The organism is Siminovitchia sp. FSL H7-0308 (genome assembly GCF_037980985.1).
Lineage (GTDB): Bacteria > Bacillota > Bacilli > Bacillales > Bacillaceae_C > Siminovitchia > Siminovitchia thermophila.
Genome location: NZ_CP150282.1, coordinates 3,056,962 through 3,071,422, shown reverse-complemented (window position 1 = coordinate 3,071,422; position 14,461 = coordinate 3,056,962). Strand labels below are relative to the sequence as shown.

Sequence of the window (14,461 nt, the reverse complement as noted above, 5' to 3'; positions counted from 1 at the left end):
TCCTTATTTGAACAGGCTTGGTATAGACGGCATTCCGATGATGATAGCGATCCCGTTGGCGCCGGGGCTAGTGGTTAGACCACCCCGGCATTTAATAGAATGTCCTCTTATTTCTTCGCTAACTCCTTCTGTTCCATTTGTCACGCATCCTTCATTTTCATTCCCCGGATTTTATATATGACAAATAAGAGAATGAACCACACCGGCGTTACAAACAAGGCGATCCGTGTGTCTTCCCCGAGTGCAAGCACTACTAAAATAAATCCGAAGAAAGCAAGGATCAGGTAATTGGCAAATGGAAAAAGCGGCATTCTAAACTTACTCGCTTTGGCTAATTCCGGCCTTGTTTTGCGATATTTTAAATGGGCAAGTACGGTAATTCCCCAAATAAAGATGAAGCAAAAGGTGGAAACGCTTGTGATCAGCGTAAATACTCCTTCCGGCATGACATAATTCAAAATAACGACAATCAGTACAATACCAGCCGAAAAAAACAAGGCATTGGAAGGCACTTTATGGGATGTCAGTTTTTTAAATGTTTGAGGCGCCTGTTGATTTTTTGCAAGTGAATAGACCATCCGGCTCGTACTAAAAATGGCGCTGTTACAAGCCGATGCAGCTGATGTCAGAACGACAAAGTTGATAATGCTTGCAGCTGCCGTAATACCAACCGCCGCAAAGACTTGGACAAATGGGCTTTCTGCCGGGTTAACGGTCGTCCACGGATATATACTCATGATCACCAGTAGTGCGCCGATGTAAAAAATGATTATTCGAATGGGAATATTATTGATTGCTTTCGGGATAACCTTTTCCGGGTTTTCTGTTTCACCTGCAGTGAGTCCTACAAGTTCAATCCCTGCAAACGCAAACATGACCATTTGAAATGAAAGGACAAAACCGGTCATGCCATTCGGGAACATGCCCCCGTGACTCCATAGATTAGTGAAACTGGCCGGACCTGCATCAGTGGAAAAACCTTTCACGATCATAAAAATACCGACCACAATTAACGCCAAGATGGCAATGACTTTGATTAACGCAAACCAAAATTCCATTTCCCCAAAAAGTTTTACGGAGGCCAGGTTCATCACCAACAACAAAATCAATGTAATGAAGCCCGGTATCCACTGGGGCACACTGGGGAACCAATATTGTATATAAATACCAACCGCTGTCAAATCAGCCATTGCAATAGATACCCAACTGAACCAATAAGTCCACCCGGTGATAAAAGCTGCCGCATCACCAAAATAGTCTTGTACGAAGTCAACAAAAGAATGATAGTTTAAATTGCTTAAAAGGATCTCTCCCAGTGAACGCATGATTAAAAAGCAAATGATGCCTGTAATCAGATAAGCGAATAAAATAGACGGCCCCGCCAAATGGATCGATTTCCCTGCTCCAAGAAATAATCCCGTTCCGATGGCCCCACCTATGGCAATTAATTGTACGTGCCTGTTTTTTAAACCTCTTGATAGATTTTCCTGCTGCATGTGATGTACCTCTCTAACTATTTAGCATTTGTAAAATTGTTCCAGTTTTCCGGATGTAAAACCATTTCAGCGATCCCGCTTTTGTGAAGCGATTACATTCATGTCGACAAAATTTCATTTCAGATCAAGAAGGAAAACAGTTACCCTCCTTTTTGTTACTTTACCCGCAAAGGCAAAGAAAATAGGTATATTTCTCTTTTCGCTAATATCATAGTATTTTTCTTCAAGGAAGACTCAATTGTTATTAATTTTAACAAATAATAACATAAAATCCATACCCGTTTGACATAAAGGTCATTCTATGGGATTTCAGGGCTAGATATCGACTCGAGTCCTGTTTCGCAGGGCTTCGCCAATGGAAGGAAGCTACAGCAAAAAAAAGAGAGTTAGCTGTAGCCATATTCTATTATACAATTTTCGTGAAATATTTTTTAAAATTTGGGACCAATGGTAACAATACTTGTTTGGGAACTCTAACAAAAAGTTGCAAAACTGGCAAATATTGATTTTTGAGTGAACATTTACCATCAATCACATGTAAGAAGTAAATATTTCCCTAGATCAAAATATAATTGTAACATATTTGATCCTTCTTTAGGGGGAATTTGCACAATGCGTTTCTAAAGAAAGGGAGGGTAATAAATATAGTCGACTGAATCAAGAAATGTTGTTACCGCAAAATGATTGGATGTATTAGGGCTTTTATGAAAGTGGCCCTCACTTCGAAAAAATATAGGTGATTTGATTCGTTTTTATCAAGATAGAGAAAAATTTCGATAAAAAGAGAGAAAAATGGATGACAAATTGGAATGGAAGTATTGACGAAAGTGGACGCAACTGATAAAGTGAAAACCGAAAAGAATATGTCGTTTTGTATCGTATAATAGCGGGAATAGGGCCCGCAAGTCTCTACCAAGCTACCGTAAATAGCTTGACTACGTGAAAAACGGGAATTGTCAATGAGGGATATTTATTGTATCTTCGCATCCCATTTTTCCCGCCTAACCAGTCAACGCCTTTAAGCTGTAGCCGCTTAAGGCGTTTTTCTATTTGGATTTATTTATCCCGGTATTCACTGGCAGTGAGGCTCGCATATCGAAGAGGTCGGGTGGGAGATCAAGAGCCAGTAAACAGCTCGAGACTCGTTCAACTAATCATCAGTGGAAAAAGCATACTGATTGAAGTTTCAATATCGGAGCCTTTTATTCTGGGAGAAATTGGGGAATGTATGAAGAAGAGGTAAATATGAACAAATTGGCTGCCTTTTAAGAGATCGCTTTATATAAAATTCAATGGAGGAAAGTTAAGGTGAAAAATTATTTTAAATTCGATGAATTAGGCACCAATTATCGGCGAGAATTTGTCGGGGGTCTGACAACGTTTTTATCCATGGCTTATATCCTGATTTTAAACCCGATCACATTATCGCTTGAAACGGTGAAGGATTTACCCGATGCACTGCGAATGGATCACGGTGCCGTATTTGTGGCTACCGCTGTAGCGGCCGCACTTGGGACCTTATTGATGGGCTTGCTTGCCAAGTATCCTATTGCGCTCGCACCGGGAATGGGACTGAACGCCTTTTTTGCTTATACAGTTATTTTAACAATGGGAATCCCGTGGCAGACCGCTTTGACGGGAGTTTTATTTTCGGGAATTATTTTTGTGATTTTAACGTTGTCGGGTGTACGGGAAAAAATCATCAACTCGATTCCGGCTGAATTAAAGATTGCGGTTGGATCGGGAATCGGCTTATTTATCACATTTGTCGGTTTGCAAAACGCCAAAATTATTGTGAGTAACGATGCTGTCCTTGTCGGTTTGGGAGATTTAAGGGATGGGAATGTCCTGTTGGCCATTATCGGTATTGTGATTACTGTCATCTTAATGACGCGTGGCGTAAATGGCGGTATTTTCTTCGGGATTTTGATCACCGGGATCATCGGCATGATTACCGGGGTTGTACCTAAACCAACCGGGCTGGTGGGACCTGTACCGAGTATTGAACCAACATTTGGCGCGGCTCTAGAACCGATTTTCAATTCCCCCGGCGAAGTGTTCACGCTCCAAATGCTTGTTGTCATCTTGACCTTTTTATTTGTCGATTTTTTTGATACAGCGGGCACGCTCGTTGGTGTGGCACAACAGGCAGGTCTTATGAAAGGAAATACCTTGCCACGGGCGGGGAAAGCTTTGCTTGCCGATTCTTCGGCAACAGTCGTGGGAGCAGTATTGGGTACGTCTACCACAACAGCTTATGTTGAATCGTCTGCGGGGGTTGCAGCCGGGGCCAGAACTGGCTTTGCGAATATCGTAACAGCCATTTTATTCTTGTTATCATTGTTTTTCTATCCGCTCTTGGGAGTGATCACGGCGTCTGTTACAGCTCCGGCTCTGATTATCGTTGGTGTGTTGATGGTGTCTGGAATTGGAGGAATTGATTGGAAGAAATTTGAGATCGCGGTGCCTGCTTTTTTCACAATCATCTCAATGCCATTGACATATTCTATTGCGACTGGGATCGGTATTGGCTTTATTTTTTATCCGATCACAATGTTGGTAAAAGGAAGGATAAAAGAAGTTCACCCTATTATGTACGGATTTTTCGTCGTCTTTGTGTTATATTTCATATTTATTATTTAATCGCTTGTTGCTTGCGGAAAAGAGAGCTTCTTCTCTGCAAGCTTTTTTTAAATAGTGCCATCTGAGTGATTGATTATATATTCAGAACGGAAGGCGGCGCCCCTTGCGGCAATAGCTTGGGCTGAAAACCCCGCAAGAGCGAAGCGATGAGAAGGGGAAAGCAGACCTGCGAAAAAGCGTCCCCCTGTAGGGAAGAAAACACATTGGAATGTTCGCTTTCTTACGTATTACATCGAATGATGAAGTTAATTCAAGTGTAAAAATTGGAAAAATTGTCTATCCCATGAACGATCTTTTTCAGGAGGGTACTTTAATGATATGATGTGTCATATAGTATTTCTCCGTTTGTACGTTGGAGGACTTTTAGATATGGAGGGTGCCTACATGCCAGGAAAAACAGAATTGCAACATCAAGAAATGATCATGGTATTAGATTTCGGAAGCCAGTACAATCAGTTAATTACTCGTCGCATACGTGAGTTTGGTGTATATAGCGAGCTTCATCCACATTCCATTACGATGGAGGAAATCAAAGCCATCAATCCAAGCGGGATTGTTTTATCGGGGGGACCCAATAGCGTTTATGAGGAAAATGCTTTTCGCTGTGACGAAAGGATATTTGAATTGGGTATACCGGTACTGGGAATTTGCTATGGGATGCAGCTTATGACGAAGCACTTTGGCGGAGTCGTAGAAAAAGCAAAGGGAAGAGAATATGGCAAAGCAAAGGTTGAAATAAGGGAAGGAGCTCCTCTCTTTACAGACTTGCCGACGGAGCAAACCGTATGGATGAGTCATGGGGACTTAGTCAAGGAAGCCCCAAAAGGTTTTGTGATTGATGCTGTCAATCCTTCCTGCCCCATAGCAGCGATCAGCCATAAGGAGAAAGCATTATACGGCGTTCAATTCCATCCTGAAGTTCGCCATACGCAGTTTGGCATCGAGCTATTAAAAAACTTTGTGTTTGAGATTTGCCGCTGTAAAGGCGAATGGACGATGGAAAGCTTCATTGATGTTGAAATTGAAAAAATACGAAATGAAGTGGGCGATAAAAAAGTTTTATGCGCGCTGAGCGGCGGTGTTGATTCTTCCGTTGTGGCTGTCCTGATTCATAAAGCAATCGGAGATCAACTTACTTGTATTTTCGTCGATCACGGGTTGCTCAGAAAAGGTGAAGCAGAAAGTGTTATGAAAACTTTCCGTGAAGGCTTCCATATGAATGTCATCTTGGTTGATGCAAAAGAAAGATTTTTATCAAAACTAAAAGGTGTTACAGATCCAGAGCAGAAGCGGAAAATTATCGGCAACGAATTTATTTATGTATTTGACGATGAAGCCACAAAGTTGCAAGGAATTGAGTTCCTTGCCCAAGGAACCCTATATACAGACATTATTGAAAGTGGAACAGCCACGGCCCAAACGATCAAATCACATCATAATGTCGGCGGATTGCCTGAAGATATGGAATTCAAACTGATTGAGCCGTTAAACACATTGTTTAAAGATGAAGTACGCGCATTGGGAACGGAACTTGGCATTCCGGATGAAATTGTTTGGCGCCAGCCATTCCCGGGACCGGGCCTTGGCATCAGAGTGCTGGGCGAAATTACAGAAGAAAAACTGGAAATCGTCCGGGAATCAGATTACATTTTGCGCGAAGAAGTTAAAAAGGCCGGACTTGAAAAAGAGATTTGGCAGTACTTCACTGTCCTGCCCAACATTCGCAGCGTGGGCGTTATGGGAGATGGACGCACATACGACCACACAATCGGCATAAGAGCTGTCACCTCCATTGACGGCATGACCTCTGATTGGGCGCGAATACCTTGGGACGTTCTCGAAATCATTTCCACACGGATCGTCAACGAAGTGGAACATGTGAACAGAGTTGTTTATGATATAACGAGCAAACCGCCAGCGACGATTGAGTGGGAGTAGTAGAAGGAGAGCGGAAACCCCTTTGTTTATAAGGGTTTCGGCTCTTTTCCCTATTGTCATTGCATTGTTATTGCATTATTTGTTTCTAAGTCCTTACGCAAATATTGAACTGTGAATTGATTTTTGGGAGAAGTATCTTTATTTTCAGTTGCAGTTTGATAAGACAATATACCTTTTAGTTTATGAGCGACCTCAAAATTACTGTTTGGATACAAATGTCCATAGGTGCCGAGTGTCGTTTCAATATCTTCATGTCCTAGGCGATCTTTAATAATTAATGGGTTTTCTCCCATACTAATAAGCAGAGAAGCGTGAGAATGTCTTAAAGCATGTAATCTTATTCGATGAACCCCAGCCTTTTTTGAATAACGTGTAATGGCATTTGCTAACGTATGCTTTTGTGTAGGGATACCATTATAGCTCATCACAAAATTGGTTTGGACGATAGATTGCTGCTTTTCCTTCCATTCGTGGAGTAACATTAATGTATCCTCATCTAATGCAATATGACGGACACTAGCTTTTGTTTTTGGTTCTACAAAAGAATAGTTATCTAAATTCTTATAGTAAAGTGTTTTATTGATTGATAACAAACCTTTGTCAAAGTCAATATCTTCCCATTGAATCGCAGTGGCTTCTCCAATTCGCATGCCTGTCATAAACAAAAGCCACAATGAAATAAATAAAAAATGTTGATAGTAGTCTTCCTTATAAAAAAGGGAGATGACTTTTTCAAATTCTTCTTTTGTCCAAAAATCTATTTTTGTCTTTGTCTTTTTTACATTTCCAACAATTTTCGATGGATTACTTTCGGTTAAACCTAAAACAACAGCTCGATCCATTGCCATGGAAAACAACCCTTGAACATTTCTAATATAAGAAGAACGATACTTCTTTTTAGATAATGCTAATTGCCATTTTTGAACATGAATTGGGGTAATTTCTGATGTGAATAAGTTATCAAAAAAAGTGAAATGTTTTCTTACAGTCGGTAATCGATTATCGTACGTTCTTCCTTTTACTTGTGTTTTATACCAAGGTAAGAAAATATCTTCAATAAACTGTCGAAATAAAATGTCCTCTTGTTTTTCTTCTAAGGAGTCTGACTTTGTTAGTAGTAACTTAGAATATTCTTCCCTTGCTTCTTTTTTGGTCTTAAAACCACTACGGTACTTCTGGATTTGCTTACCAGTGATGGGATGATAGCCTAAATTTGCCCTAAAATAATAAGTTCCGTTCTTTGCCTTTTTGATGATATCTTTAGTCATGATTTCACTCCTTACGCAATTAGTGCAAGAAGTACAAATCACACGTCTAAAGTTATCCCTAATACTTCCTCTACAGCTTCTTTAGGAACACGATCCAACTTTTTAGATTGATAATACGTGTGGCCCTTTGAAATCATTAGTTTTTTGCATTCTCTAATGATATCAGCTGAATAAGAAGGACCATAACCTAGTGCTATCAAGTCTTTTTTAGTGACTGTGACCATATAAACTCCTTTCCATAGACTAGGATATGCATTTGATATCTGTCTATTATTATATCGCGTCTATAAAACTAATTCTAATACGTTGCGTGAATTTGGCTCTTGCACTAAAAAAAAGGTCTTATTCTCATAACTTAATAGTTACTGTAACTTATCTTGTTAAACTGAAAGTCAAAAATCAGACGGCTGTTGGTCACAGCTCCACGGGAATTTCACCCCTGCAAGTATTGCTTCCAGCCCTATTCATAGCTTGCGACGCTTCAAACGCTCGAACCATGACGATAGAGGAGTATCATTATCCTGACTGATGGGTTATCGCCAGCAATCCACCACGATTGTTTTAGACAACGTATTATTTCGCTCGTTCCATGTTGGAAGTCTTGGCGTACTTGTCAGGTTGCTTATCATCAGCAGAATGTATCTGATTTTTGTTATACGGCATGGCGTTATCTTCCATGCTTTCTTTGTCAAAGAACAAATAATATAATGAAAGGGGAAATCTCTCTACTTAAATTTTGAAAGTTAAAATAGACTGCATTAGTTTGGAACGCAAACGATCACGTGTATCTTCATCGATACCCCAATAAATGTTCCCGCGCTCATCACGAAGCTTACGCATGGACAGACTGGTCATGTAGCTTCCATAATGCAGAATAACTACTTTCATTGCTTCTGGCTCACCCTTATTTGCAGCTAAAATAATTGGGTACGGCAATAAACCACGCTCGTTGTTTTCAACATTAGAATTAATCATCCCATTCATCTGCATGTTCCTCCAAAAAACGTCTTAACGGTTTAAAGAACTCGTTCGCCTATACTGTACAGTACTAACGTGGAATGTTGAACAATTGATCAATTTTTACATCAGAAAGATTAAAAAAGTAGTATAGTAGGATGATAGTACGCTTCTCAACTGGCAAGCTATGCATCGCTTTTGCAAGAAGTGTAGGAGTAATTCTCTTACCAGCTACTTGAAGTCCTTCTATTTCTTCTCCCTTTTAGTGTTTGTCTAAGGTATAGAGCTGTTTTTCTTCTAGCGGTGTTAAATTTGAAAATGTTATCTCCGTTTCTGCCTTTCTTTGTATATGTTGATTGCTTCATTTTTCAGTACTCGCTTACAAAAAGCGTTAAATGCACAACGCACCTGCCGTTCGGTACCATACACTCAACTCTCTTCGAAACTGCAAAGATGGGTGATGATTTCCCCTTTCATTACCTTCAACAAGTTTTTTTGTAAAATGCCAAAAATCAGAGAAAAATTTTTAAAAAAACAATAACACGAGTTAATTTCATAATCCCGAGCCCTTGGGGCTCAAGGCTTTCAAGACGTAAAAAAATAGGCACCTCCCCAAATCCTGTATAATGTAAGTTACCACACAAACATAACAGACTGGAGAGATGCCCTATGTCCATTATACGTCAACCAAGCCTATTTGACATGCATGAATTATATGAGTTGGAACCTACCCACCACTTTGAGGCTGTTTTTTCGACAATCGATCTGAATCCTTTTTGGAATCTTTTCGATAAACCAAAAAAAGTAGGTGCCCCAAGAGAACTGAATTATGGTGCCATGGTCTATTCACTTATCGCTCGTATGGTGGAGCGTATCGTGACAATCAAGGACCTAATCAAACGGTTAAAACGTGACCCGGTTTTTTAGATATGACTGTAGGTTTCTTCACTCGGACCAAATTCCATCTGAAGCCTTCTATTCAAGGATGATTACTGTCATCAGCGAATCAAATGTGATGACACATATCCATGATGAACTGATTCTACTTGCCATCAACGAGGGGCATATAAGCGATGAAAACATCGCCTTCGTTGCCACGCATTTTGAGGCAAGAGATCGTGCGCAAGCCTCCAAAAAGAAAGAAAAGCAGACACCGAAAAAGCGCGGACGCAAGCCGAAGGTGGAACGAGAGCAATGGTTAAAGGAAAAACAGGCTGCCGAAAACGCACGCCCGATTTATGAGAAAGAGATTGTTCACCAGCTATCCGAATCAGTGGAAACGTTGTATAAAGAAGCTTCCATCGAACCAAAATGGGGAATCAAGAAAAACAGTGATGGGAAAAATACCTTCTGGTTTGGTTATAAAGGACATTTAGCCGTCAGCACAAAGAGTCAATACATTCTAACGGGTATAATGACGTCAGGAAATCTCAATGATGGGAAGGCAGCCATCCCATTATTGAAGAAAATTGATCGGGATCTTCCAGCTTTATTTACCGCCGGTCTTTTCGATGCAGGTTATGATTATGAGCCCATATATCAGCAATTAACCAATCAGAATCTACAGGCTGTCATCCCATATAACCAGCGCAATGAAAGGGAAGTAGTTGGATACGATGAACATTTCGCACCTACATGCGTCCGGGAACATTCTTATCGTTACGACAGCTTCGACCAGAAGTACAAGACACTGAAATACACACGTCCAAAAGAATGTACAGTTTGCCCATTGCGACACGATTCCCTTTGTCAAATGACCTTTAAAATCAGGCAATCGACGGATATCCGCAAGTACACACATCCAGCTAGAGGTTCGAAAAAGTGGAATGAACTTTACAAGGAACGCACAGCTGTTGAACGGGTTAATGCGTACTTAAAGGAATTCTTTGGACTCAATAATGTCCGTCATCGGACCGGTAAGAAAGCCAGGCTTCACTTCCAATTGGTGACGCTTGTTTACAATGCCTCAAAATTAGCCGCAGACCAGATCAGACTAGAAATGGAGCAACATTCGTTAAAAACAGCGTGATTAAATCGCAATACCTTTTTAAAAAAACATTAAAAAACATCGTAGGGTAACTCAACCCATTTTCAAAAACGTCAATTATGAAATCGATTCACACAACTGAATATTAACAGTTGGGTAGAATCATTTTTAATATTTAATATAAAGGACCAAAAGAAGAAATACTTTAAATGTCAAACTCTATTTTATTACAATTCCATAAAAACTGATCGAACAAAATAATGAATAATACAAAAATAAAGTTTTTTAAAGTCATTTCTTATCTGTTAAACGTAATTAAACATGAAAGGTCTAGCTAAATAAAATAGTAAGAACATAAAAAGGGAGGCTTGGGAACATGTTAGACAAAACATAGATCAAGGAGTTGTAGTAGACTTAAAGCTTGACAGTTATTACTTCACTAATAAGGTACAATTTGCTGGTCATTATGTGGCAATGTATGGATATGACGACAGTTTTGCCTACCTGATTGATACAAAGCAACAGGGGGGAATGGTAAAAACAAGTCTTGAAAATTTGGCATTGGCAAGAAACGAAAAAGGTCCAATGTCTCAAAAAATCTGTCTTATACCATTAAGAAAAAAGAGGATATGCCAAATTTAAAGGATGTGATTATAACAGCAATCAAAAATAACGCTTTAGATTATAAGAATCCTCCTATCAAAAATTTGGGCTATAAAGGTATTAAGAAAACAATTGTAGAGATTAAGAAGTGGTTTGAGAGAAGTGAAAATATTGAGGATGATTTAGTTTTAGCAGCCACACTAATGGAGCGAGGGGGAACTGGAGAATCCCTATTTAGAAATATGTATAGAGATTTCTTAAAAGAATGTTTGAGTATGGTTGATTATACTCCTTTACAAAATGGATATATTCTATTTACTAAAATCGCACCTATGTGGGAGGAGGTATCTAAGCTTATTAATAAGGCTGGAGAGACTCATGAATTACTATTCCTAAATCAGGCTTCTGATATTCTTTTAGAGTTATCAAACAAAGAATATGAAGCAATGAATCAACTATCAAGAATCTGTTGACTGCGATGCTTTCAAAAAATGAGTTTTAGAAAAGTGGATTCATGATTCTTGTTCCATTGGGGGGGATTGGGAACGGCTTCATACTGCCTTTGTTGCACCTCCTTTGGGCTCCCGTACATCTTTCGCAGCGGCCGGATGCGGCTTCTTACCGTATTTTCCCCAACTTCAATTTCCGGATCGTGCTCCTTTAGCCAGTCCCATATTTGAGTAGCGGAGAGGTCGGGGTATTCCCTCTGATTCTGGCAATGTATTGTTAAGGTATGAGTTGAAAAAAAGATATAGAAAATATCGACTACTTGCTGTGCTAACAGGTTATGAAAATTGACTAATTCGTTTGGTTTATGTTGGTATGATTTATTACGTAAAGGCAACTGTCTGGATCGAGCGCAAAATGACAGGATTTAGAGAAGTTAATAAGGTAACATGCCATTAAAGGAGTGAACCATATGGCACTGGTAGAATCATTACAAAAGACAATCGAATACATGGAAGCCCATCTGCTGGATGACATCACGATCAAAGACATTGCTGAACAAGCTCATCTATCTCCCGAGCACTGTACTAGAACTGGTGCAGTCAGGGCGTTTTCAAAGAGGCAAATGGTTTAAAAGGTTAGATAAAGAAGATAAAGGGCATGTTCGTCGTTCCCTTGAATCAGTGGGAATGTGGGAGATGCATCATAAAAAGATAGGGGAATTATCAGGTGGATAAAAGCAGCGGATATCAATTGCTCGTGTGTTCTCAACAGATCCAGATTTGTTTATATTAGATGAACCTACAATTGGAATGGATGTACGTTCACGTAATGAATTTTATAAATTATTGAAGCACAATAGTACAGAGCATGACAAGGGTATCTTAATGGTTACACACGATCATGAAGAGATTCGTCACTACGCTAATAAACACATTGAGTTGATACGGAAGGAGGACTCACCTTGGAGATGTTTTTCTATGGATTGATGCAAAGAGCTTTCCAAGCTTCATTTTTAATCTCATTAATCACTCCAATATTAGGATTGTTTTTGGTATTGCGTAGGCAATCACTAATGGCAGATACTTTATCCCATGTCTCGTTATCTGGGGTAGCGCTTGGTCTGTTAATTGGCATCAATCCGACATGTACCAATATTCTCGTGGTAATCATTATCGCAACTCTGCTTGCATTTTTGCGTCAAATTTATCGCACATATTCTGAAATTTCGATTGCCATATTAATGTTTGTCGGAATGGCAGTAGCGCTTGTCCTGATGGAAATAAGTGCTGGTGGAATTACATTAAGTGTAACGCAATTTCTATTCGGTTCTATTGTTACTATTCACAAAACAAATATGGATGTTACTAGGATTAACGATAATTATCGGATTATTATATTTAATATATCGAAAACCTATGTATGTTCTTACATTTGATGAGGAAACAGCTTTTAAAGCTGGCCTGCCTATTAAAACGATGTCGATTTTGTTTAATGTGTTAACAGGGGTCACAATAGCAGTAATAATGCCGATTGTCGGGGCTTTACTTGTCTCAGCCATTATCATTTTACCTGCAGCTATATCGCTTCGTTTAAGCAAAAGCTTCTACGGTGTCATATTAAATGAAATGGTCATTGCACTTGTCGGCATGTTAAGTGGTTTAGTCACTTCTTATGAATTGGGTACACCACCAGGCGCTTCCATCACAATAATTTTAATGTTGATTTTTGCAATCATAACACTTGCAAAGTACATGTTACATTACTTGAAATTTAATAGACTATTTAATAAAAGTCAAGGCTAGAATGAAATAAGCAGAAAAGACAAATCGAGTTTACATCGTAGAATTGTTATTTCAAATAATAAATTCCAAAACTCTACTTAATTCACAATGTATGAAAATCATTGAAGCCTTCAAACCAAATATATAAATAATTATAAAAAAGAACTAAAAGAATATTTCTACAAGCTATTATTAGAAAGAAGGATAGGTTATAAGCTGTTATATTAAGTTGGGGGCATAGATTGACAATATCGTATTAATGTGTCTGCATAATAATATATAAGAGAAGCATTACCATTCATAACGAGAGAAATGGGGTTTTATAGTCACGATTAGAGCATTTTCAAGAAGTTCGACTAGCTGCTATAATATAATAGCCCATGCATTATACATGGAGTTTAACAACATTCAAGTTATTATAGATAAATAAAATCCTTAATTAGGGTGATGATGAATGAAGTTTTCAAAGGCTACAGATTATGCTCTACATACGATGCTTTTTCTTACTGCAGCGACTCCGGATAAACCTGTGGGCGTTCAGCTGCTTGCTGAGAAGCAAAAGGTGTCACCAACTTATCTGTCCAAGATACTGACCAAGCTAGTAAAGGCTGGTATGATTGAATCCATAACAGGAGTGAATGGTGGATATAGACTGAAACGAAATTGGGAGGATATTTCGTTTCTTGACATTATTCATGCGATTGAGGGATCTGCCTCTTTGTTTGATTGTAGTTTCGATCACGGACCAGATTGTCCGATTCAAAGAGTAGTATTGGAAGCAGAGGAAAAAATGGAAGAGCATTTGAGAAATAAAAAAATGTCCGATCTTGTGCGGGAAATGAACATCGTTTTCTAGCACATATTCTTTCAACCAATTATAGATAATAAGTGTCTCTATAGTCTTTAATGAAATTATAATAAAAAATTAGGAGAATCCAAAAATGAACATGTATAAAAGGACCGTATAAGTTGATTCAAGATACAGCGATTTTTAATCCGGTATTGTGAAACGATGTCCCCGGAAGATTATAGGAAAGAGATCGAAAGTTAAGGAAGAGTTTCTGTACGTAGTCTGCATATTCATATCGCTGACTGCCATCGAATTTTACTAGGGATTTATGACTGAAAAATCTATATACAGAGTAAAATCAGCGCCTATCGATGATGTTTCAAAGATGTGCAAATTATTTAAAAGTCGAATGAGCTAGTGGATAAGTTCTTATGTAAGGAGGTGATGCCAACATGTAACATCGTAGCAGAGTGAGAATACAGTATTTCAGTAGTACTGGTTAGGTCTTAACTACATATGAGATGTACAGAGTAATTATTGGGCGTATA

9 protein-coding genes, 3 pseudogenes and 1 riboswitch are annotated in these 14,461 nt (G+C 39.0%); of the genes and pseudogenes, 8 read left to right on the top strand and 4 right to left on the bottom strand.

Annotated features, from left to right (window positions below; translation table 11 throughout):
- Window positions 1–140: 140 nt before the first annotated feature.
- On the bottom strand, window positions 141–1,496 hold the full coding sequence (locus tag MHB50_RS14615) for an amino acid permease (RefSeq protein WP_340084028.1): 1,356 nt from the start codon (window positions 1,494–1,496) through the stop codon (window positions 141–143).
- An 856-nt stretch (window positions 1,497–2,352) separates the two neighbouring features.
- Window positions 2,353–2,454: riboswitch (purine riboswitch) on the top strand.
- A gap of 350 nt (window positions 2,455–2,804) precedes the next feature.
- Between MHB50_RS14615 and MHB50_RS14610 the strand changes: the two genes are divergently transcribed.
- Window positions 2,805–4,139, top strand: coding sequence for an NCS2 family permease (locus tag MHB50_RS14610; protein ID WP_339164462.1), 1,335 nt, complete (start codon window positions 2,805–2,807; stop codon window positions 4,137–4,139).
- A 384-nt stretch (window positions 4,140–4,523) separates the two neighbouring features.
- Window positions 4,524–6,077: a glutamine-hydrolyzing GMP synthase gene (gene guaA / locus MHB50_RS14605; protein ID WP_340084027.1), complete on the top strand. Its 1,554-nt coding sequence runs from the start codon at window positions 4,524–4,526 to the stop codon at window positions 6,075–6,077.
- A gap of 56 nt (window positions 6,078–6,133) precedes the next feature.
- On the opposite strand, the gene MHB50_RS14600 is transcribed toward guaA, so the two are convergent.
- From MHB50_RS14600 to MHB50_RS14590, 3 genes are all read right to left on the bottom strand, one after another.
- Window positions 6,134–7,345, bottom strand: a complete 1,212-nt coding sequence (locus tag MHB50_RS14600; RefSeq protein ID WP_332094247.1) for a tyrosine-type recombinase/integrase — start codon at window positions 7,343–7,345, stop codon at window positions 6,134–6,136.
- 38 nt (window positions 7,346–7,383) lie between these two features.
- Entirely contained in the window at window positions 7,384–7,569 is a 186-nt protein-coding gene (locus MHB50_RS14595; RefSeq protein WP_010097541.1) for a DUF3173 domain-containing protein, read from the bottom strand.
- A gap of 505 nt (window positions 7,570–8,074) precedes the next feature.
- Window positions 8,075–8,329 carry a helix-turn-helix domain-containing protein gene (locus MHB50_RS14590; protein ID WP_091772738.1) on the bottom strand — a complete coding sequence of 85 codons (255 nt, stop codon included), beginning with the start codon at window positions 8,327–8,329 and terminating at the stop codon, window positions 8,075–8,077.
- A gap of 642 nt (window positions 8,330–8,971) precedes the next feature.
- Between MHB50_RS14590 and MHB50_RS14585 the strand changes: the two are divergent.
- The 6 genes and pseudogenes from MHB50_RS14585 (at window position 8,972) to MHB50_RS14560 (ending at window position 13,979) form a co-directional block, all read left to right on the top strand.
- Window positions 8,972–10,331, top strand: a pseudogene (locus tag MHB50_RS14585) (transposase).
- Window positions 10,332–10,918: 587 nt separating this feature from the next.
- Window positions 10,919–11,365, top strand: a complete 447-nt coding sequence (locus tag MHB50_RS14580) for a DUF4872 domain-containing protein (RefSeq protein WP_340084025.1) — start codon at window positions 10,919–10,921, stop codon at window positions 11,363–11,365.
- Window positions 11,366–11,811: 446 nt separating this feature from the next.
- Window positions 11,812–11,973, top strand: a complete 162-nt coding sequence (locus MHB50_RS14575; protein ID WP_018705595.1) for a helix-turn-helix transcriptional regulator — start codon at window positions 11,812–11,814, stop codon at window positions 11,971–11,973.
- Window positions 11,915–12,328: pseudogene (locus MHB50_RS14570) on the top strand (ATP-binding cassette domain-containing protein); the annotation flags it as partial. The gene MHB50_RS14575 and the pseudogene MHB50_RS14570, both read left to right, overlap by 59 nt.
- Window positions 12,304–13,144: pseudogene (locus MHB50_RS14565) on the top strand (metal ABC transporter permease). The pseudogenes MHB50_RS14570 and MHB50_RS14565, both read left to right, overlap by 25 nt.
- 433 nt (window positions 13,145–13,577) lie before the next feature.
- Window positions 13,578–13,979 carry an Rrf2 family transcriptional regulator gene (locus MHB50_RS14560; RefSeq protein WP_018705597.1) on the top strand — a complete coding sequence of 134 codons (402 nt, stop codon included), beginning with the start codon at window positions 13,578–13,580 and terminating at the stop codon, window positions 13,977–13,979.
- The last annotated feature ends 482 nt before the right edge of the window (window positions 13,980–14,461 follow it).

Excerpts from the sequence above, each read along its gene's own strand:
- MHB50_RS14615 (WP_340084028.1), bottom strand. The coding sequence starts at position 1,496 with ATGCAGCAGGAAAATCTATCAAGAGGTTTAAAAAACAGGCACGTACAA.
- guaA (WP_340084027.1), top strand. The coding sequence starts at position 4,524 with ATGCCAGGAAAAACAGAATTGCAACATCAAGAAATGATCATGGTATTA.
- MHB50_RS14600 (WP_332094247.1), bottom strand. The coding sequence starts at position 7,345 with ATGACTAAAGATATCATCAAAAAGGCAAAGAACGGAACTTATTATTTT.
- MHB50_RS14595 (WP_010097541.1), bottom strand. The coding sequence starts at position 7,569 with ATGGTCACAGTCACTAAAAAAGACTTGATAGCACTAGGTTATGGTCCT.
- MHB50_RS14590 (WP_091772738.1), bottom strand. The coding sequence starts at position 8,329 with ATGAATGGGATGATTAATTCTAATGTTGAAAACAACGAGCGTGGTTTA.
- MHB50_RS14580 (WP_340084025.1), top strand. The coding sequence starts at position 10,919 with ATGCCAAATTTAAAGGATGTGATTATAACAGCAATCAAAAATAACGCT.
- MHB50_RS14575 (WP_018705595.1), top strand. The coding sequence starts at position 11,812 with ATGGCACTGGTAGAATCATTACAAAAGACAATCGAATACATGGAAGCC.
- MHB50_RS14560 (WP_018705597.1), top strand. The coding sequence starts at position 13,578 with ATGAAGTTTTCAAAGGCTACAGATTATGCTCTACATACGATGCTTTTT.